The organism is Hyphobacterium sp. CCMP332, from assembly GCF_014323565.1.
Lineage (GTDB): Bacteria > Pseudomonadota > Alphaproteobacteria > Caulobacterales > Maricaulaceae > Hyphobacterium.
Genome location: NZ_CP058669.1, coordinates 1,386,126 through 1,406,637, shown reverse-complemented (window position 1 = coordinate 1,406,637; position 20,512 = coordinate 1,386,126). Strand labels below are relative to the sequence as shown.

Genomic DNA, 20,512 nt, shown 5'->3' with positions numbered 1-20,512 from the left:
ATGAATCTGTCCGATCGGCTGAAGGACAAGACCCTTTTCAAGACCCAGTCCTATTTCGGCGGGGAGTGGCATTCCGGTGCCAAGACCTTCGCTGTCGACAATCCGGCCAATCGTAGCAAGCTGGCTGATGTGGTGGATGTCGGGGCTGACGGTGCCCGAGCGGCGATCGCAGCCGCCTCCGAAGGGTTCAAGATCTGGCGCAAAACCTCACCCTTCGAGCGCACCCGGATATTGATCAAATGGTATAACCTCATCAATGAAAATGCCGACGATCTGGCAACGCTGATCACGTCCGAAATGGGCAAGCCCTGGGCCGAAGCCAAAGGCGAGGTTGCCTATGGATCTGCCTTCATCGAATGGTCGGCACACGAAGCGGTCCGCATCCACGGGGAGACCGTGACCGTGCCATTTCCCGGCACGCGTGGCTGGACCCTTCACCAGCCCGTGGGTGTTGTGTCCTGCATTACGCCCTGGAATTTTCCGTCGGCGATGATCACGCGGAAGGCTGCGCCTGCGCTCGCTGCAGGGTGTTCCATTGTGATCAAGCCAGCGCCGGAAACGCCCCTGACGGCGCTGGCCCTGGCCGAGTTGGCGCACCGTGCCGGGTTTCCTGCCGGTGTCTTCAACGTCATTTGCGGCGATGCCGAAGACCTCGGCCCCGTCATGATCGGTTCGCCAGAAGTGCGCATGGTCGGGTTCACGGGCTCCACGGAAGTCGGCAAGCTGATCATGCGTCAGGCTGCGGATGGCGTGAAACGCGTTGCGCTGGAACTGGGCGGGAATGCGCCCTTTATCGTCATGGATGATGCGGATCTCGAATCCGCTGCGGCCGGTGTGGCGCAGGCCAAATTCCGGTCGGGCGGACAGACGTGTGTTTCGCCAAACCGTATCATCGTCCAGAATGGTGCGGCTGATCCGTTTCTCGAATTGCTCGAGGCGAAAATTGCGAAGATCAAGGCCGGAGACGGCTTCGACACCGGCAGTGATATCGGCCCGCTGATCCATGACGAGGCCGTCGCACGGGTTGACCAGTTGGTGAAAGATGCTGTCGCCGGAGGCGCTCGCGTGCGTGTCGGCGGACAGCCCCTGGCCGATGAGCTGGGCGGTTCGTTCTATGCGCCGACCCTTCTGGAAGGCGGTGATTTCGATCAGGCGATTGCCCGGAGCGAGATTTTCGGTCCTGTCGCTTCGGTTTACCGCGCCAAGGACGAGAAAGAGATCATCGACCTTGCCAATGATACGCCCTACGGGCTGGCCGCCTATCTCTACACACGGGATATTGGTCGGGTACACCGCATGTCAGAAGGGCTCGATTACGGCATGGTCGGCGTGAATGCGCCGATGGTTGGCTCGGCCTCAACGCCGTTTGGCGGCATGAAGGAATCCGGCATCGGCCGTGAAGGCGGCAAGTGGGGTGTCGAGGAATTCACCGAGCTGAAATACGTCCTTCTGGCCGGCGTAAACTCGTGAGCGCGTCGCAGCAGAAAATCAATGCCGCCGGTGCCGCACTTGAATATGTCAGTGATGGCATGACGGTCGGACTCGGTTCCGGATCGACCGCCGAAGTATTTGTCCAGCTGCTGGGCGAACGCGTTCGGGGCGGGTTGAGCATTATTGGTGTGCCAACGTCGGAGCAAACTGCGCAGCTCGCAACCGAGGTCGGGATCGCACTGAAACCCATCGACCATGTCGACCGGATCCATGTCACCGTTGACGGGGCTGATGAAGTCGATGGCCGGTTTCAGTTGATCAAGGGCGGCGGCGGTTGCCTTCTGCGCGAGAAGATTATCGCTCACGCTTCGGATTTGATGGTCGTCATCATCGACGAGACCAAGTTGAAGGAGCAATTGGGCGAATTTCCGTTGCCGGTCGAAGTGGACCCGTTTGCCTTTACGATTACGGCGAAGAAGATTTTTGATGGGCTGCGTGCCACCGGAATTGCGCGTGGCGAGGTGAATCTGCGGCGCCGTGGCGATGGGCTTGAGCCTTTCATCACGGATGGCGGGCACTACATCCTCGATTGCGCCTGCAAGGCCATCCCGGATGCACCGGGTTTAGCCGACCGGCTTGTTCACATTCCCGGCGTTGTGGAACACGGTCTGTTCATCGGTCTGGCGCGTGTCGTCATCGTCGGTGAAGATCGTGGCGCACGGATTATGGAGCTTTAGATGAAGTCGATAGTTTATTTGATAATCGCCCTGGTGGTGGGTTTTGCGGGCCCGCCGGCATTGGCGCAGGACAGCCATCTGGAACTTGCCGAAACATTTGTGGCTGAATTTGGCGGCACAGAAGCGGTGATGACGGGAATTGAAACGTCGTCACCCATGATTATTGAGGCCTTCCGGACGAATATCCCCGACCTGACCGAAGAGGAAGGTCAGCAAATCATGGGATTCTTTATGGACGAAATGCGCGCTTTGATGCCGCGCTTCGCGGACGATTATGCGGCGCTGATTGCGCAGCACCTGACTGCCAGCGAGCTTCGCGAGATGCTTGATAATCCGGAAACCACGCTGGACGGGCGGCTGACCGAGGTCACGCCGCTGATCAATCGCGACGCCAATACTCTGGGCGAGGCGTATGGCGCAGAGGCTATGAGTAATGCCCTCCCGCGCATCCAGGAAATGCTCGCCAACCGATAACGGATCAGGCTTTTGACAGATTTTGACTACGATCTTTTCGTAATTGGCTCGGGGTCCGGCGGCGTCCGGGCGGCGCGTATGGCAGCCATGCGCGGTGCCCGAGTCGCCATCGCAGAGGAATATCGCGTCGGTGGTACGTGCGTTATTCGTGGCTGCGTGCCGAAGAAATTCCTCGTCTATGCCGCAGCCTATGGCAAGGCCATCAAGGAGGCTGCGGGTTATGGCTGGAACGTTGGCGATGTCAGTCATGACTGGTCGAAGCTGTGCGCCAATCTTCATGATGAGGTTGACCGTCTGTCCGGCATCTACTGGAAAAACCTGTCCAATTCCGGTGTCGAGATTTTTCAGGATCGCGCTGAGCTGGAAGACAGACACACGGTCCGTCTGGTCAATGCCGGTAAAACCATAACGGCGAAATACATTCTGGTGGCCGTTGGCGGCTCGCCGGCCAGCCTGGACATCGAAGGCGCTGAATTGGCCATATCGTCGAATGAGGTCTTCCTGCTGAAGTCACGGCCGCAGAAGGTCGTGATCGCGGGGGGCGGCTATATTGCGTGCGAGTTCGCGCAGGTTTTTGCCGGTCTTGGATCCGATGTTTGCCAGATATATCGCGGCGATACCGTATTGCGCGGCTTCGATGATGACATTCGCGCTCATATCCATGGCGAATTGAAACGCTCCGGTGTCCGCGTCATGACCCATGCCAACATCGTCCGCATCGAAGAGGCACCGAATGATCAGCGCCGGGTCTTCACCGATACCGGCGAAGAGCTGGAAGCGGACGTCGTCATTCAGGCGGTGGGGCGGGATGCCTATACCAAAGGCCTGGGGCTGGCGAAAGCCGGCGTCGAGACATCCGGAAACGGGGCCATAATTGTGGATCGTTTTTCCAAGACCAATGTCGACAATATCTATGCGGTGGGTGACGTGACCAACCGGATCAATCTGACGCCCGTGGCCATCCGCGAAGGCGCGGCCTTTGCGGCGACCGTGTTCGGCGACGAGCCGACCGCCTTCGATCATGCCGATGTGGCCAGCGCTGTCTTCACGCAGCCGCCGGTTGGCGTCGTCGGATTGACCGAGCATGAGGCACGCAAAGCCTATGGTGAGGTCGATATCTACAAGGCGACCTTCAAGCCGATGAAAAATGCGCTGTCGGGATCCGAAAGCCGGATTCTGGTCAAGCTGGTGGTCAAGCAGGATGATCAACGTGTCGTCGGAGTGCACATGGCCGGCGATGACAGCCCGGAAATCATTCAGGCTGTCGGCATTGCCGTGAAAGCCGGTTTGACCAAGGCGCAGTTTGATGCCACCTGCGCCGTACACCCGACCGTTGCCGAGGAATTGGTGACGCTCAAGGAAAAATGGACACCGCCGGAAATCGCATGAGCTGGACACCTGCCTCCTGGAGAGAAATGACGGCCGCACAGCTGCCGGATTATCCCGATACCGCTGACCTGCAGCGCGTCGAGGGTGAGCTGGCGGCGAAGCCACCGCTTGTCTTTGCCGGCGAAGCGCGGCGGTTGCGACGGCAATTGGCGGATGTCGCGGCGGGCAAAGCCTTCCTGCTGCAGGGCGGAGATTGCGCCGAGAGTTTCAAGGAGTTTTCGGCTGATCATGTGCGAGATACATTCCGTGTCATTCTGCAGATGGCGGTCATCCTGACGTTTGCGGCCGCCAAGCCGGTCGTGAAAGTGGGCCGGATTGCCGGTCAGTTTACCAAGCCCCGCTCCAATCCGTTCGAAATGCAGAACGGGGTGGAATTGCCCAGCTATCGCGGCGACAGCGTGAACGACATGGCGTTTGATCCAGAGGCGCGCCGTCCGGATCCGCAGCGTCTGATCCGCTCGTACGAGCAATCAGCGGCCACGATCAACCTGTTGCGGGCGTTTGCGTCCGGCGGTTTTGCCGATCTCGGCAATGTCCATCAGTGGACGCTGGAGTTTGTAAAGGATTCGCCCGCGAGTGACCGTTATACCGAGCTGGCCGGGCGGATTTCGGAAGCCCTGGCCTTCATGCGCGCTTGCGGCGTGACGGGGGATGCCGCGCGCAGTCTGGAGAGCGTTGATTTCTACACCAGTCACGAAGCCCTGCACCTGCCGTTCGAGGAAGCGCTGACGCGGCGGGATTCCACGGGTGACGCCTGGCTGGCAACCTCCGCCCACATGCTGTGGATTGGCGAGCGGACACGGCATCCGGATGGCGCTCACGTTGAATTTGCGCGCGGTGTCATGAATCCGATCGGAATGAAGTGCGGCCCGACCATGGAGCCGGATGATCTCTTCCCGGTGCTGGACAAGCTGAACCCCGACAATGAGGCGGGCCGGATCGTGCTGATCAGCCGCATGGGGGCTGATCGTGTGCGGGATCGCCTGCCGCATCTGGTGCGGGCTGTCGAGCGTGAAGGCCGGTCGGTTGTATGGTCGTGCGACCCGATGCACGGCAATACGGTGAAGACGGATAGTGGTTATAAGACCCGCGATTTCGACCGCGTGCTGAATGAGCTGGAAGGCTTCATGCAGGCCGTATCCGGCGAGGGCGCCTATCCGGGTGGTGTGCACTTTGAAATGACGGGCCGGGATGTGACCGAATGCGTTGGCGGTGCCAAAGCGCTGACCGAAGCGGATCTGTCGTCGCGTTATCACACTCATTGCGATCCGCGGCTGAATGCGGATCAGGCGCTGGACATGGCGTTCCGGATCGCTGAAGCACTGACGGCGGCCCGCACGGGAAGCTCCCGCGCTGCCTAGCCGTCGTCGTTTTCATCCTGCGGAATGTCACCCTGACTGGGTGTCGAGAAAACCTGGCCCGGATAGATGAGGTCCGGGTCGCGGATCTGGTCCTGATTGGCGCGATAGATCACGGTGTAGCGCAAGCCCTCGCCATAGACCCGGCGGGCTATCCGCCACAGGCTGTTTCCGGGCTGGACGATGACACGGCCTTCGCCAAGCTGGATATCTTCCGGAGCGACGCGCTCGAAGGGCAGGGCGATGACGGCTACAACCTGACCATCCACCGACAGCATATCAATCTGCAGATCATAGACGCCGGGGGCGAGGGTTTCCGCTGCGCGCATGGACCAGCGGCCATCCGGATTGGCGCTGGTTTCGCCGACAATGGCGCCATTGGCAAAGACGCGGACGCGATTGCCCGGCGTCGCGCGGCCCGCGAAAATCACAGCGCCTTCATCATCATAGTCGACGGTTTCAAGAGAAAGCGGTCCGGTCGAAACGCCAGACATGGGGCCCTGGCGGACTTCGCTGGCCTCGCCGGGGCGCGTGATGATCACCAGCGGAATTTCGTCCCGGGATTCCGGGATCGACACCAGAACGGTTTGTTCTGAGGTAATGATTTCGCCGGTCGGGGATTGCATGGCCAGTGACAGCTCGATCGAGCCGGCGGGCAATGGCTGGTTGATAATAATCACCCACTCCCCGCGATCATCAATATCGGCTTCGGCAATGGCGTCGCCATCGGCGAGAATTTCCAGTGTCCATTCCGGCACGCCGCGGCCCGCAATGACGGCGGTGCCAGCCGGATCGATACGAACGATGTCGAAGGTCGGCGCAGGCGTTGTCGGCAACATGTCGTCACTGACCGCTGATTGGGCTGGCGCGGATGTATCCGCGACCTCCACAGGGGCAGGCGCGCGCGTGAGCACGAAAACGGCGGCTGCGCCGATTGCGAGAGCGCCAAGAATGGCGGCAAGAATGAGGGACCGCATGGCGGTCATGCCGAACTCCTTTTTTTACTGGTCTACCACGGCCATCGACTGTCGCAACATGTACAATCGCGGCTTATGATCTCTTTCACAGTCACAAGGGCACATAGAAATGGCGAAACTACGGTCGATTGGTGTTTTTTGCGGTTCAGCTACCGGGCGCAGCCCTGCCTATGTCACGGCGGCGCGTTCTGCGGGTAAAGCCATCGCCGATCGCAGTTGCCGCCTGGTCTATGGCGGGGGAGATGTCGGTCTGATGGGGCAAGCCGCCCATTCGGCGCTGGACTCCGGCGGCAAGGTGCTGGGCGTGATTCCCGAATTCATGATCGCGACCGAAGGCCTCTATGAGGCCGCCGAGACCCGGATCGTTACCACCATGTCGATCCGCAAGAACATGCTGATCGAGGAGAGCGATGCTTTCCTGATCATGCCCGGCGGTGTGGGAACACTGGAAGAAATCTTCGATGTTCTGTCACGCCAGCGTCTGTCCCAGCATGACAAGCCGGTGGCCTTTCTAGATGTCGAGGCCTTCTGGGAGCCCTTCTTCAAACTGCTTTACCGGACCGAGCAGGAAGGCTTCACGCCGGATGGCTTTCACGACCATGTCAGCGTCCACACCGATGCCGGCGAGGCGATTGATCATCTGCTGGCCAAACTCGAAAGTTAGGCGGAGAGCCGCTCCAGAACGCGATCCCGGCCGATAAGCGGCAGGAGTTCGGACATGTCCGGGCCGTGCTTTTCGCCGGTCAGGGCGAGACGCAGCGGCATGAAGAGGTCCTTGCCCTTGCGTCCGGTGGCCTCTTTCAGCACGCCCGTCCATGTGCCCCAGCTCTCGCCGGTCAGTTCACCCGCTGGCAGATTGGCGGCGGCGGCGGCGATATAATCGGCATCCTCGATAACAGGTGTGACCGGTCCCTCGATCAGGGTGTGCCAGCTCCTCGCGTCCGAGAGGCGTTCCAGATTGGGCGCGACGGCATGCCAGAAAGCCTCGCCACCATCCGCGCCCATGGCCTGAAGGCGGTCTTTCACCTCGGCATAGGAGAGCTGATGCAGGACGCGGGCATTGATGCGCTTCAATTCTTCCGGATCAAACCGTGCCGGTGCGCGAGAAAACTTCTCGAATGAAAACTGGTCGATCAGGGTCTGGATGTTCGTATAGGCGTCGATGGGATCGGACGTGCCGATCTTGGCGAGCAGGGACAGGATCGCCATCGGCTCGATGCCCTCGCTTTCGCGCAAATCCTCGATGGCCAGCGTGCCGAGACGTTTCGACAGCTTGCCACCATCGGCACCGACCAGCAGGGCCTGGTGACCGAATTCCGGGGCCTTGCCGCCAAGGGCGAGGAAAATCTCGATCTGCGCACCCGAATTCGTGGTGTGGTCTTCACCGCGAATAATCGTGGTGATGCCCGCATCGATATCATCGACGACGCTGGGCAGGGTGTAGAGATAGGAGCCATCCTCGCGGATCAGGATCGGATCGGACAGGGATGAGGTTTCAATCGTCGTTTCGCCGCGAATGAGATCATTCCAGCTGACCGGCTTGCCCGACAATTTGAAGCGCCAGTGCGGCTTGCGCCCTTCGGCGTCATAGGCGGCCTTCTGGTCCTCGGTCAGGTTCAGAGCGGCGCGGTCATAGACGGGCGGCTTGCCTTGCGCGCGCTGGATCTTGCGTTTGCGGTCCAGTTCCTCGCCGGTTTCATACGCCGGGTAGAGAAGGCCCTTATCCTTCAGCTTCTGCGCGGCGGCATCATATTGATCAAAGCGGTCAGACTGTTTGAAGGTCTCGTCCCAGGTCAGGCCCAGCCAGGTCAGGTCGGCGCGGATGCCGTCTTCAAACGCCTTGGTCGAGCGCTCCAGATCCGTATCGTCAATCCGCAGCACAAAGACACCGCCGGTCTGGCGTGCGTGCAGCACGTTGGTCAGAGCGGTACGGACATTGCCGACATGCAATTTGCCGGTCGGGCTGGGGGCGAAACGGACTTTGGTGGTCATGGACTCTACCTGCTGAAACAGAAGCGCGCGGCTTAGCGCTGATGCGCGATTGCGGCAAGGGTGAGGGGCGGTTGGGGGCGGTCGTTCCGGGGCCCGCGATAGCACGAACCCGGGACCCATTCCGCAATGCTGCCGTTCCAGAGTGGGTTCCGGATTATCCCTTCGGGCTGTCCGGGATGACGAATTAAACTCAATTGCCAGCATCCCCGCCTGCGTTCGCCGCAGGGCATAGCAAATGGACTGTGCTGCTAATCCATAATGAATGCGCTGGAGAGCGCATCACAGAACCGATCGATCGCCAATTGTTGATCCTCGCCCTCAGCACTCATTGCCTCAAGCCGCAAGACATAAAGGTGAATGGCAGTCATATTATTGTGCCAAGCCATCTGAACTTCCCACGAAAAGGCTTCGCGACCGGCTTCACTATTTTGATAAATCCATCGGCGAACGTGGCTATTCATCGCGTCCATGTCTTGTCGGTAGTTTTCCGCGGTGAGCTGCAACTCATGGAAACGGAAATCAGCTTCCACGCCGGACTCGATTTCTCCACAAATCGGCCCCGGTGGAGGTGGCCAGTCTTCGGCTTCCTGCGCCGTTGCGGTTGCACTCATGAGAACGAAAATTACGCCAAGTAGTCGAAGCATGTTTTGAACCTTTCGCTTGGCAATTGGCTTTCACATCTTGGCGACAAGATGGCCGAAAACCCCTAACCCGCGAAATACGCCCGTCTTTCGACGGGAAAAGTTAGGATTGTCCTGACGACGAACGGGCGTGATCGAGCGCCTTTCGGTGGAGGCCTGCCGAGTGCTTTCCCATACATGCAAATACTATTCGATCGACGCATTTGAGCTGGTCGATCGTCTCCAACGATGTCTGGATAGCGATCCGGGCCGCTTGATCAGGAGGGTAGCTGTACGCACCTGTCGATATCGCAGGGAAGGCTATCGATTTGAATTCGTGGCTATCCGCCAGCAAAAGGGCATTTCGGTAACAATCCGCAAGCATGGCGGCCTCGCCGGAATTGCCGCCCCGCCAGATCGGGCCGACCACATGGATAACAGCTTTCTGCGGTAAATCATGCGCGCCTGTGAGTTTGGCCTGCCCGGTTTCGCATCCGTCCAGCGTTTTGCATTCTGCCAACAGATCCGGCCCGGCTGCGCGATGAATGACACCGTCGACACCGCCACCGCCAATCAAAGACTTGTTCGCTGCGTTGATGATCACGTCAGTGTCGACGTCGATGATGCTCTGATTGAGCACCTCGATGACCGGCTCAGCCATTACCTCACCGACCGGAACTTGTTCGTAATCGGGTAGCGGCGGTCGCGGCCGAAATTCTTGCGCCCGATCTTGGCGCCCGGCGGCGCTTGCCGGCGTTTGTATTCGGCGCGGTAGAGCATGTTCTCGATGCGGGCGATCAGCGCCGGATCATGGCCTTGGGCCGCGATTTCCTTCGGCCCGTACTCGTTTTCGATCAGGCCGGTAAGGATTTCATCCAGCACGTCATAGTCGGGCAGGCTGTCCTGATCGGTTTGATCGGGTTTCAGCTCGGCGGACGGCGCCTTGGTGATGATGCGTTCCGGGATCACGGTTCCCGCCGGAGCGAGGCCGGGCGAGGCATTCTGTTCATTGCGCCAGCGCGCGAGCTGATAGACTTCCGATTTATAGATGTCTTTCAGCGCGTTATAGCCGCCATTCATGTCGCCATAGAGGGTGGCATAGCCGACGGCCATTTCCGACTTGTTGCCGGTCGACAGGACCATCGGACCAAACTTGTTGGAGAGCGCCATCAGCACGACGCCGCGCATGCGCGACTGGATGTTCTCCTCGGACGCATCGGGCGTGGTGCCCCTGAAGGCATCGGCGAGAATGCCGCCCATGGCCGCAATGGCGGGCTCGACATCAATGATGTCATAGCGCACGCCGAGGGCCTCGGCGCAGGCCCTGGCGTCTTCAAGGCTGTGATCGGACGTGTATTTCGACGGCATCATCACCGCCCACACGCGATCGGCCCCAAGCGCATCGGCGGCAATGGCGGCCGAGATGGCACTATCAATACCGCCGGACATGCCAAGCACGACGCCGGGAAAGCCATTCTTGTTGACGTAATCGCCAAGCGCCAGACAGGTGGCCTGCCAGTCGGCTTCCAGATCGGTCAGGACTCTGGAGGCGTGATCGCTGGCGCCGGTCCAGCCCGAGTCGGTCTTGGTCCAGTCGGAAAAGGCGATGGCGGTTTCAAAGGCGGGCAGGCGCTGGATTTCCGCGCCATCCGGATTCCACGCAAAGGATGCGCCGTCAAAGACCAGCTCGTCCTGTCCGCCGACCTGGTTGACGAAGACCAGAGGCACGTTGAGATCGGACCAGTTCCTGAAGGCCTCGCGGCGTTCGGTTTCGATGGTGCGCCGCCAGGGCGAGCCATTGATGGAGATGAAGAAATCGGCCCCCGCCGCGGCCAGGGCGCGTGGGGTGTTTTCCAGCCAGATATCCTCGCAGATGGGTAGACCCAGCTTGATATCGCGCCAGTCGACCGGCGCGGGCAGGGGGCCGGGCGCAAAGACGCGCTTTTCATCGAAGACGGCGTAATTGGGCAGGTCGTGCTTGAAGCGAACGGCTTGAACCTTGCCTTCATCAATCAGGACGACGGCGTTGTAGAGCTTGCCGTCTTCGCGCCAGGGTGTGCCGATCAGTGCGGCGATGCCGGGCTCTTTTGCGAAAGCCTCGATGGCGTCGTGGCAGGCCTCGACAGCGGCCGGCTTCAGCACCAGATCCTCGGGCGGATAGCCAAGGATGAAGAGTTCGGGGAAGACAATCAGGTCTGCGCCGCCCGCGGCGGCCTCGGCGCGGGCGGCCCGCGCCTTTTCCAGATTTCCGGAAACATCGCCGACCGTCGGGTTCAGCTGGGCGGAAGCAATTCGCAGCGTTGTCATGGGCGCGATCTAGCCCTGCGCGGACGCAGGTTCAAGCGCGAAGTCAGAGCGCCGCAGCCCGGTCGATATCCCGCGCAAGAGCGAGGGCGGCCAGACCGGCTTCGGCCGGGACGGCGACCGGTGTGCCATCCAGCACGGACTCGATGAAGGCGTTGACGTTGGCGCCGAGCGAATCCCTTGCCTTCGGGTCGTCGGCAAAATCGGCATTCAGATCAAAGCCGGTTTCATTGACGAATGTTTTGGCGACGAAATCGACTTCCAGAAAGCCGCTTTCATAATCCAGGCGCATGACGCGATCGAGAGCATCAGCGGCGCGGCTGGATTCCAGAACGGCCTCGAAACCGTCCTCGAAGACCATGCGCACATCGGCGGCATCGGGCAGGCCTGTGAAGATTTTACTGGCATTGGCCTCAAGGCTGGTGAGGGGGGCTCGCGCCAGCGCCATTACCAGATCGAGATCGTGGATCATCAGATCGACCGTGACGGAGACATCCAGATTGCGCGTCGAGCGCAGGCCCATGCGGCGGGCGGCGATGCGGCGGGGCGCTTCGTCGATGTCAAACACGCCCATGGCGTTGAACACGAAGCGTTCCTGATGGCCGACCTGCAATACGAGATTTCGCGCGCGGGCGATCCGGATCAGCTCTTCGCCCCGGGCGGCGGTATCCGCCAGTGGCTTTTCGACGAGAACATGCTTGCCCGCCACCAGCGCCGCTTTCACGCCGGCATAGTGATTCACGGCCGGGCTGGCGACGGTGACCGCGTCACAATCGGCGATCAGGGCGTCGAGATCGGTATAGGCGCGCGTTTCCAGCTGGGCGGCCAGTATTTCGGCGCGCTCGGCATCGACGTCGAACACGCCCATCAGCTGGACGCGGTCTGAGGCGGCATATTTGCGCGCATGGTGGCCGCCGAAAACGCCAGCGCCAATCACGCCCGCTGTCATCTGGGTATCGTGAATACTCATGCGCGCTGACTAGCAGGCAAGACCTTACCGGCAAGGAAACGGTGCAGTCAGGCGCTTCAATATTTGTTGCCGGACTTTTCCGCGCGTCGCCTCTTGTGAGAATCGGCATGAGGAATAGGGTATGCGGCAGGAGGGACCGGATGACCAATCCGAACGAGGAGAAGGACGCCCGCCCGTCGCGGGCCGATGTCGATGATGTGGCAGATGCCGCCATCGGCGTGGATACGCGTATTTTCACCACTATCAGGGACACCTTCCTGCACACGCCGCGCGTTCTGGAAGCGGCCTATGCCGGTGAGCGGGAAAAATATGTGCCGATCATCCGGCTGTTTCTGGTGCTGTTCGGTTTGCAGTTTGCGGTCATGGCCTTCTTCGATATTCCGGCCGGGTTCAGCCTCGATGCACTGGCGCGCAGCAGCGACGATGCGGCGCTGACGATCAATGCCTGGCTGGCCGAATCCGGCCAGAGTTATGAGGCGGTCAACACATCGCTGCAGAATGCCGCCGGGCTGACCACCACGCTCCTGGTCTTTCTGTCGTCCTTGCCGTTTGTCCTGCTGCTCAAGGCTTACCGGCCCAGCCGCAGCTTTTTCGGTCATGTGCTCGCTTATCTGGCACCGGTGAATGCGTCATTCCTGGCGCTGTTTCTGCTGATGGCCATTGTGGCGCTGATCGGTCTCTTGCCGGGAATTGGCGAGGAAACCGAATTTACGCTCTACTTCTGGGCCTTTGTGGGATCTCTGATCTGGTATTTCGTTTCGGCGGTGTGGGTGCTGTTGCGTTTCTACGGACGCAGTGCGCTCGCTGTTACGCTGCAGGTGACCGGGCTGGTCTTCATGGTCATTCCCATGTTTATCATCATGATGATCGGCCAGTACGGCATTGCCGAATTGGTGTTGCAGAATACATACGACATGTCAGTCATCGATCTGTTCCGGATCAGTGCCGAACACGCCATAGAGAGTGAGAATTCATGAAATCCCGCGAAATTCACCTGACCGCCTATCCCAAGACCGAGCCGACCGCCGCCAATTTCAAAATGGCAGAAACAGATATCGGCGCCCCCGGTGAGGGGCAGGTATTGGTGGCCAACAAATTCCTGTCGGTCGACCCCTATATGCGCGGGCGGATGAGCGGTGTGCGCACCTATGTCGATCCGTTTGCGCTGGATTCCGTCATGGATGGCGGTGCCGTCGGTCAGGTGGTGGAAAGCCATAATCCGAAGTTCAAGGAAGGCGACTGGGTCAATTCCATGCATGGTTGGCGTGAAGCCTATATCTCGGACGGAACCGGCCTGAACAAGATCGATACCACGCATATCGCTCCGGAAGACTATCTGGGCATTGCCGGGCTGACCGGCATGACCGCCTATGTCGGGCTGAAGCGCTGCATCGATCTGCAGGCGGGCGAGAGCATCTGGGTTTCCGCCGGGGCCGGGGCGGTGGGATCAGCCGCAATCCAGTTTGCCAAGGCGATGGGCGCGAAGGTCGTCGCCACAGCCGGCGGACAGGACAAGGTGGAGTATTGCCTGTCCATCGGGGCCGATGCGGCGGTGGATTACAAGGCCGTGGACCGGCTCGACAAGGCTGTGGCCGAAGCGAATGGCGGCGGCGTGAATGCCTATTTTGAAAATGTCGGCGGCACCCACTGGACCGCGGCGCTGGAAGTTCTGAAGCCGAAAGGCCGGATTGCTGCCTGTGGCATGATCCAGCGCTATAATGATCCGGGTGCGAAAATCACCGACAATCTGACCTATATCGTCGGCAAGTCATTGCGGATCCAGGGCTTCATCGTCTCGGACCATTTCGACCTCCTGCCCGCCTTCATTGGCGATCTCGGCAAGTGGATGGCCGAAGGCAAGGTCAAGCCGCGCAATACGATTGTCGAGGGAATCGAGAACATGCCCGACGCCTTCCTCGGCTTGTTCACGGGCGCCAATACCGGAAAGATGCTGGTGAAGGTATGAGCCGGGATCCGGATGATACGCCGCCTTCCCGCCAGCGCGAGGAAATCGATAACACGCTGGAAGACGCGTTCGGCGTCAATTTTCGCGCACTGAAAACGCTGAAGGACATCGTCATCCGGCCGAATGTTGTTTTTGCGTCTTATGCTGTGAATGACCGGGTGACCTATACGCCCGCCGTTCGGTTGTTCGTAGGTCTGATTGCCTTGCAGGTCCTCATATCCTTCCTGTGGGGCGGCTATGCGGGGCTTCTGGTCAGTCAGTGGCAGACCCAGCCCGAAACCATTCCGCGAATGGAGGGGCTGTTCAATGCCTCGATCGAGGACATTGCTGAGCATTACGGCAATGCCGCCACATTTCTGCATGCCATTGTCGTTGGCGGCTTCACTGCTCTTTCGGCTTTTCTGGTAGGGGCTTTCAACAGGTCGCTGAGCTGGGTCGCGAGGGTGAATTTGACGTTCGCGATTTTGACAGGTGGCACGATTGTCGGGCTTTTAGTCATGATTATTACGGCGCTGTCGTCGAGTATGGCATTGTATAGCTGGGTGCCGCTGATTATCTTTTTATCGTACTGGCTTTTCTTCGTGAGGGGCGCGCGCGGGGTCATGGCCATGACGATGACCGGTACAGTTTTGAAGGGAGGTATCTTCGCCGCCGTCACCATGATCTATGTTTTCATTGGCGGCATTGTCATGGGGCTGTTGGGCATGGGGTATGCCTATTACATGATCAATAATGGCGGCGCGGGATAGGCGGCCTACAATCGACTGCTTGCATCCGAACGCGGTCTTCTGGGCATCTCTTTTTCGGTTGATTGAAAACGAGAGCTCACAATGAAAATGATCAAAACCGCTTTTTGCCTCAGTCTGGTGTGGGGCGCATCGGCTTATGCAGACCCCGAACTCCACTTCGGTGACTTGCAGGAATTCAATGCGGCGTTGCAAGCTATCGAGGCTGGTGAATCCCCGTTGACGGCAATGGAGTCATATGTCGCGCAGGCCAGCCCGGCATTTCAGGCGTATGCCGAGCGCTATGACACCAGCACGGCGTCCATCGCTGATGCTTATGCCGAGCGCCCGAACTATTATAGCGGCCTTCCGGCGCTGGAAGCCTATATCTCCATGCGCGAAGACGAGATCGTTTTAGCGCTGAGCCGCCTTCAAGCGATGGCCCCGGCGGGCGAGGTCGTGCCGACCTATTTCCTGGTGGCCGATCAACGGGCCGGTGGGACACCGGTTCTGACACCAGGTGAGGCCAGACCGCGGATCAATATTGCCGTAGCGGTGGATATGATCGCGCTGACAGCTGACACTGACATGACAGAATTTCCAGACGGAACCGGTGGCCGGGCCAATGCCCGCGACCTGCCCCAGGTTGTCGTTCATGAAAATGCGCATGTGTTGCAGCTTGCCTCGCAAGGCGGACTTGAGGCCTATCGCTCTATCTATAACCCAGAGGGCGGCAGCATGCTGGCGGTCGCCGTGCGCGAAGGCTGCGCGGAATATCTGACGTATCTGGCGTCCGGCTGGCGTCTGGGAGACCGGCATATTTATGGAGAGGCCAATGAGTTGGCGCTGTGGTCGGAATTCGAAGCCGTGATGGATGCGCCGCCGTTTTCCGTGCCCGGGTGGTTTGCCGGAAGTCATCCGGATCACGCCGAGTGGCCGCCGCAGATCGGCTACTGGATGGGATTTCAGATTTGCGAGTATTATCATCAAAACGCGGCGGACCCGGCCGCGGCGATACGCGATCTCTTCTCGCTGTATAGGCCAGATGATCTGAGGCCGTTGGCGGAAGCCTACGGCGTGTCGCTTACCGGGAATTGATTTTGGCGCGCCGGGCAATCACACCCAGCACATAGCCGCCGGCGATGGCGCCGGCGAGTTCGGGCCAGGGACCATCGAGGCCGAGGGCTTTCAGCAGGGCGAATCCGGCTACCGCCGCGAGAATCGGGGCGGGAATCAGGCGAATCATCCGCAGGGCGTTGGCAGTATTCATGGGTGGCTCATTGCGGCTCATAATGAATTGTTAACCGCAAAAGCCGTGCCGGACTGCAAAAAACAGCGGAAAAGTGCCGGAATCCCTTGCTGCAGCGGCGAAATCCAGCGGTTTGGCCTTGCTTTATAGGTCGCCTGCGTCCTCAATTGGGTCGTCAACAGTTCTGTTGCGCCTTGCAGGCGTCCGTTTGCAGGGCACCAAATCAACACTCTGGGGGAGACCCAAAATGAACAAATCAGATCTCGCCAAGGCTGTCGCCGACTCCACTGGCATGTCCAAGGCACAAGCCGGTGAAGCTGTCGATGCTACGATCGAAGCCATCGTTGGTGCCGTCAAAGGCAAGGACAATGTCCAGCTGGCCGGTTTCGGCACCTTCTATGCCAAGCATCGTGAAGCTCGTCAGGTTCGCAATCCGCGCACCGGCGAGACGATGATGTCCAAAGCCAAGACGTCGGCGGCTTTCCGTCCGGCAGCTGGCCTGAAAGACATCTAAGTCAGTCTTTCAACTTCGGTTGAAGAAGCGCCGTTCGGGGAAACCCGGGCGGCGTTTTCTTTTGGCTCTGGTTATTGTGCTGCGTTCATCCTATCTGACGCTCATGACACCGACCGAAACAAAGCCGCCCGAGGGCGATTTTCAAAAAGCGCTGGGCCGGCTCTTCAAACTGCTACTGTCGGACGATATGCGCCGCTGGCGTCCCCGGATGGCGCTGGCCCTGATCCTGACCCTGATCGCCAAGGTATTCGCCGTGACGGCACCGGTGGCGTTTGGCGAGGGCGTCAATGCGATCACCGAGCGAACGGCCGAGACGGCGATCTGGGGCTTTGTCCTCGCCTTCATCCTTTATGCCGGCGCGCGCTTCCTGAGTGTTGGCGCACCGCAATTGCGGGATGCCTTCTTTGCGCCGGTCAGCCAGGATGCGCAGCGGCTGATGGCTGTGCGCGCCTTTGGCCATGTTCAGCGGTTATCCATCGGCTATCACCAGACCAAGCGCACTGGTGCGCTCAGCCGGATCATTGATCGCGGCGCACGGGCGATTGATTTCTTCCTGCGCTTCTTTGTCTTCAATATCGGCCCGACCGTGGTGGAATTGCTGCTGGCGGCGTCAGTCATGGGCATTGCCTATGGCTGGGAGTTCCCGGTGATCGCCGTCGTGACGGTTGCGCTCTATGCATTGTCGACGCTGGCGGTCACCGAATGGCGCGTGAAGCTGCGCCGGGACATGAATGAAGCCGACAATGAAGCCAGCGCGCGCGCGGTCGATGCGCTGATGAATTTCGAGACGGTGAAATCCTTTGCCGCCGAACGCCGCGAAACGGACCGTTATGACGAGGCCCTGACGCGCTATGCCGACGCGGCCTCGCGCTCGATGAGTTCATTGGCCCTTCTGAACGGCTTGCAGGCCCTGATCATGAATCTCGGCTTGCTGGCCATGGCGGTCGTGGCCGGATGGAAAGCCTGGAATGGTGTCATGGGTGCGGGTGATATCGCGGCCGTGACGCTGATCCTGATGAATATCTATCAACCGCTCAACATTCTGGGCTGGGCGTACCGGGAAATTCGTCAGGCGGCGGTGGATATGGAGCGGTTGTTCGAGACGTTGGCGATTCAGCCGGACGTCGCGGATGCGGATGGTGCCATTGCGCTGGAGGATCGGGGCGGGGCTGTGCAGTTTGATGACGTCAGCTTTTCCCATGAGGGGCGTGATCGTTCGATTGACGGGCTCAGCTTTGTTCTGCCCGCCGGCAGCTTTACCGGCGTGTGTGGGCCGTCGGGCGCCGGCAAGTCGACCCTTTTGAAGCTTCTTTTCCGCTTCTATGATCCGGCATCGGGAAGAATCGAGATCGACGGTCAGGATATTCGCAACGTCACACAGGACTCGTTGCGCGCCGAACTGGGACTCGTGCCGCAGGATGTTGTTCTTTTCAACGACACGCTGCGCGCCAATATCCAGTATGGCGATCCGGACGCCGACGAAGCGCAGCTGATGGAAGCCGCTGACCGGGCCCAGCTGGGCGCTTTTATCCGGGAATTGCCGGAGGGTCTGGAAACGCGTGTGGGCGAACGCGGTCTGAAGCTGTCGGGCGGCGAGAAGCAACGCGTCGGTGTGGCGCGTGCCATTCTCAAGAATCCGCGGCTTCTGATCCTGGATGAGGCCACGTCAGCGCTCGATTCCGAAACCGAACGCGAGGTGCAGGTCGCACTCGCCGAAGCGGCGAAGGGGCGAACAACGCTGGCCGTGGCGCACCGCCTGTCGACCATTGCCGGGGCCGACCAGATCCTGGTTCTGGAAGCCGGCCGGATCGCCGAGCGCGGTACTCATGCCGAGCTGCTTGCGAAAGACGGATTGTATGCGCAGATGTGGCGGCGTCAGGCCGAGACCGCATCGGAACCGGGCGTGTCCGACTAGTCCAGTCCGACCGTCGTCAATTCTTCCGACAGAATGGCGGCGCTGACTTCGCGGCCGCCGCCGGAAATTGTGTAATCACCTGTCGGCAGCGTGATCGGATCGCCTCCGGTCAGGCCCGAGGCCACAGTGTTGCCCTCCGCGTCGATCACCTCGAACCGCGTGGCGACAGCGCGGGTCATGGCGTCCGCCAGACCTTCTGCATCGACAGCGCTGAAATAGCTGCCATTGCCGGCGGCGGCCCAGCTTTCAAAGGTCTGTTCCAGATCGGCATCATCAATCGCAAAGCCGACAATATTGACGCGGATATCCCATCCCAGCGCCCGCAGAGCGGCAATTTCGCTGGCCGCATCGCCATCGCAGGTCTCTTCGCCATCGGTCAGGACAACGAGCACGCGCTGCCCCGTCGCGCCCGCGAGATCGGTGCGGACATGGGCGATGGACGCACCGATGGGTGTGCGGGCCAGATTCATGGCATTGATGCCGGCGATGGTTGAGGTCACCGCTGCGGCATCCATCGGGCCGAGCGGAATTTCCAGATCGGTGCGGCAGCTATCCGCCTCACGATGTCCGAACACGCGCAGGGCGAAGCCGGTGCCTTCGGGAATCGTCTCGTTGACGAGCGTTGTGAGCGTCGTCTTTGCGATTTCAATGCGGCGGTCACCGCCAATGCGCTGCAGCATGGAGCCGGACGCATCGAGGATGATCTCGACGGCATCGCCGGATCCAAGCGCCGCGCGGTTTTGTGTGACGATCAGTTCGCCGGGCGGATTCGGTGCCGGGGTGACTGACAGGGGTTCGGTATCCATGATGGCGGCGCCGCGCGTGCGGTAAACGAGGCTGTAGTCGCCAATATTTTCAGGTGCCACAAGCTCGACAGTCGCCGAGGCGGGGTCAACATAGCTGTAATCGAAACTGTTGCCGTCAGTATCGGAAATGAAAATCATGTCGCCGCCATTGCCGGCCCCTTCCCAGGCGACGTCGAAGCGAAACCGGGCATGGACTTCGCCGGGCCCGTCGATCTCAACGCTGGCTTCGACGATATCGATGGGGGAGCGCCCTATGACCCGTCCATTGGAGACATAGACGACGTCGAATTCGCCCAATGTCTCGCCAACGCGGAGCGACACGCTGTTGCCGGTCGCGTTTCCGACATACACATAGGAGCCGATACCGCTCCGCGAATCGCCATCGCGATCACCGAATGTGACGAGGTCACCGGAATTTTCCGGGCCCTCGAACGTGACGTCGATGCTGCCGCCCGCATGGACGGTCGCAGGCGCGGTCACGGTTGCAGATATGCTGCCCACTGTTACGGGCGCCCGCGCCAGAATGGTGCTGCCCGTCCGGTAAACAACGTCATACTCCCCAGCATCCGCCGGTGCGCGCAGACTGCGGGAGCCTTCCGGTGAATTTCCGACATATCCGTAGGATGACCCGCGAATGGCCTCACCATCGCGCTCGGCCCATGTGATCATGTCGCTGCGGCTGATCGGACCGGTCCAGCTGACTTCAATGGATTCGCCTGCACCCGCTGTTTCCGGAGCCGCAATTGTCGCTTCGGCCATGACCACGCTCAGGGGCTGACTGGCGACGACCTCGCCACCATGCGTGAAGACCAGGAGATAGTCGCCGGGCTGTTCGGGAGCTTCGATGAATTCCGGGTTCGTCTGAAGGTAGGAATAGGCCACACGCCGGGCACCCTCTTCCAGAGGGCGGATTTCAATCATGCTTCCGGTTTCATCCGCGGCGGTCCATGCGACCTCGATACTTTGCCGGATATGGGCTTCCGACATCGCCTCGATGGCATAATCCTGCGCAAAACTGGCGGTGGGCAACAGAGCAAGAAGCAGGATTGTGATGATTGCACGCATGGTGATCTCCCCAGTCAGAT

General features: G+C 60.1%; 20 protein-coding genes. 12 read left to right on the top strand and 8 right to left on the bottom strand.

What is annotated here, in order from left to right:
- From HXX25_RS07170 to HXX25_RS07150, 5 genes are read left to right on the top strand one after another with little or no spacing between them, the layout of a single operon-like run.
- Window positions 1-1,470: an NAD-dependent succinate-semialdehyde dehydrogenase gene (locus HXX25_RS07170; protein ID WP_187165263.1), complete on the top strand. Its 1,470-nt coding sequence runs from the start codon at window positions 1-3 to the stop codon at window positions 1,468-1,470.
- Window positions 1,467-2,168, top strand: coding sequence for a ribose-5-phosphate isomerase RpiA (rpiA, locus tag HXX25_RS07165; protein WP_187165262.1), 702 nt, complete (start codon window positions 1,467-1,469; stop codon window positions 2,166-2,168). The genes HXX25_RS07170 and rpiA overlap by 4 nt, the downstream gene beginning before the upstream one ends.
- Window positions 2,169-2,642 carry a DUF2059 domain-containing protein gene (locus HXX25_RS07160; protein ID WP_187165261.1) on the top strand — a complete coding sequence of 158 codons (474 nt, stop codon included), beginning with the start codon at window positions 2,169-2,171 and terminating at the stop codon, window positions 2,640-2,642.
- 12 nt (window positions 2,643-2,654) lie between these two features.
- Window positions 2,655-4,031, top strand: a complete 1,377-nt coding sequence (gor, locus tag HXX25_RS07155) for a glutathione-disulfide reductase (RefSeq protein WP_187165260.1) — start codon at window positions 2,655-2,657, stop codon at window positions 4,029-4,031.
- Entirely contained in the window at window positions 4,028-5,392 is a 1,365-nt protein-coding gene (locus HXX25_RS07150) for a class II 3-deoxy-7-phosphoheptulonate synthase (RefSeq protein ID WP_187165259.1), read from the top strand. The genes gor and HXX25_RS07150 overlap by 4 nt, the downstream gene beginning before the upstream one ends.
- Here the strand turns inward: HXX25_RS07150 and HXX25_RS07145 are convergent.
- Window positions 5,389-6,375 carry a LysM peptidoglycan-binding domain-containing protein gene (locus HXX25_RS07145; RefSeq protein WP_187165258.1) on the bottom strand — a complete coding sequence of 329 codons (987 nt, stop codon included), beginning with the start codon at window positions 6,373-6,375 and terminating at the stop codon, window positions 5,389-5,391. The genes HXX25_RS07150 and HXX25_RS07145 overlap by 4 nt on opposite strands.
- A 100-nt stretch (window positions 6,376-6,475) precedes the next feature.
- Between HXX25_RS07145 and HXX25_RS07140 the strand changes: the two genes are divergently transcribed.
- Window positions 6,476-7,030, top strand: a complete 555-nt coding sequence (locus HXX25_RS07140; protein WP_187165257.1) for a TIGR00730 family Rossman fold protein — start codon at window positions 6,476-6,478, stop codon at window positions 7,028-7,030.
- Here HXX25_RS07140 and gltX read toward each other — a convergent pair.
- The 5 genes from gltX to HXX25_RS07115 form a co-directional block, all read right to left on the bottom strand.
- A complete protein-coding gene (gltX, locus tag HXX25_RS07135) occupies window positions 7,027-8,358 on the bottom strand; it encodes a glutamate--tRNA ligase (RefSeq protein ID WP_187165256.1) in 1,332 nt (443 codons plus the stop codon). The two genes, HXX25_RS07140 and gltX, sit on opposite strands and share 4 nt — an antisense overlap.
- Before the next feature lie 248 nt (window positions 8,359-8,606).
- Window positions 8,607-9,002, bottom strand: a complete 396-nt coding sequence (locus HXX25_RS07130; RefSeq protein ID WP_187165255.1) for a hypothetical protein — start codon at window positions 9,000-9,002, stop codon at window positions 8,607-8,609.
- 100 nt (window positions 9,003-9,102) lie between these two features.
- Complete coding sequence (locus tag HXX25_RS07125) at window positions 9,103-9,639, bottom strand: macro domain-containing protein (protein ID WP_187165254.1); 537 nt, start codon at window positions 9,637-9,639, stop codon at window positions 9,103-9,105.
- Entirely contained in the window at window positions 9,639-11,285 is a 1,647-nt protein-coding gene (locus HXX25_RS07120) for an NAD+ synthase (protein ID WP_187165253.1), read from the bottom strand. The genes HXX25_RS07125 and HXX25_RS07120 overlap by 1 nt, the downstream gene beginning before the upstream one ends.
- A 43-nt stretch (window positions 11,286-11,328) precedes the next feature.
- Window positions 11,329-12,252, bottom strand: coding sequence for a Gfo/Idh/MocA family protein (locus tag HXX25_RS07115; protein WP_187165252.1), 924 nt, complete (start codon window positions 12,250-12,252; stop codon window positions 11,329-11,331).
- Between the two features lie 140 nt (window positions 12,253-12,392).
- On the opposite strand from HXX25_RS07115, the gene HXX25_RS07110 reads away from it, so the two are divergent.
- The 4 genes from HXX25_RS07110 to HXX25_RS07095 all read left to right on the top strand — a co-directional run bounded on the left by HXX25_RS07110 (window position 12,393) and on the right by HXX25_RS07095 (window position 16,041).
- On the top strand, window positions 12,393-13,229 hold the full coding sequence (locus HXX25_RS07110) for a hypothetical protein (RefSeq protein ID WP_187165251.1): 837 nt from the start codon (window positions 12,393-12,395) through the stop codon (window positions 13,227-13,229).
- Window positions 13,226-14,218 (top strand): NADP-dependent oxidoreductase, encoded by a 993-nt coding sequence (locus HXX25_RS07105; protein WP_187165250.1) that lies wholly within the window; start codon window positions 13,226-13,228, stop codon window positions 14,216-14,218. The genes HXX25_RS07110 and HXX25_RS07105 overlap by 4 nt, the downstream gene beginning before the upstream one ends.
- On the top strand, window positions 14,215-14,967 hold the full coding sequence (locus HXX25_RS07100; RefSeq protein ID WP_187165249.1) for a DUF3667 domain-containing protein: 753 nt from the start codon (window positions 14,215-14,217) through the stop codon (window positions 14,965-14,967). The genes HXX25_RS07105 and HXX25_RS07100 overlap by 4 nt, the downstream gene beginning before the upstream one ends.
- Window positions 14,968-15,048: 81 nt before the next feature.
- Entirely contained in the window at window positions 15,049-16,041 is a 993-nt protein-coding gene (locus tag HXX25_RS07095) for a hypothetical protein (protein ID WP_187165248.1), read from the top strand.
- Here HXX25_RS07095 and HXX25_RS07090 read toward each other — a convergent pair.
- Entirely contained in the window at window positions 16,028-16,213 is a 186-nt protein-coding gene (locus HXX25_RS07090) for a hypothetical protein (protein WP_187165247.1), read from the bottom strand. The genes HXX25_RS07095 and HXX25_RS07090 overlap by 14 nt on opposite strands.
- Before the next feature lie 226 nt (window positions 16,214-16,439).
- On the opposite strand from HXX25_RS07090, the gene HXX25_RS07085 reads away from it, so the two are divergent.
- Both HXX25_RS07085 and HXX25_RS07080 read left to right on the top strand, forming a co-directional pair.
- A complete protein-coding gene (locus HXX25_RS07085) occupies window positions 16,440-16,706 on the top strand; it encodes an HU family DNA-binding protein (protein WP_109260761.1) in 267 nt (88 codons plus the stop codon).
- 61 nt (window positions 16,707-16,767) lie between these two features.
- Window positions 16,768-18,621 (top strand): ABC transporter ATP-binding protein/permease, encoded by a 1,854-nt coding sequence (locus HXX25_RS07080; protein WP_233346584.1) that lies wholly within the window; start codon window positions 16,768-16,770, stop codon window positions 18,619-18,621.
- Here the strand turns inward: HXX25_RS07080 and HXX25_RS07075 are convergent.
- Entirely contained in the window at window positions 18,618-20,492 is a 1,875-nt protein-coding gene (locus tag HXX25_RS07075; RefSeq protein WP_187165246.1) for a VWA domain-containing protein, read from the bottom strand. The two genes, HXX25_RS07080 and HXX25_RS07075, sit on opposite strands and share 4 nt — an antisense overlap.
- Window positions 20,493-20,512: the final 20 nt, after the last annotated feature.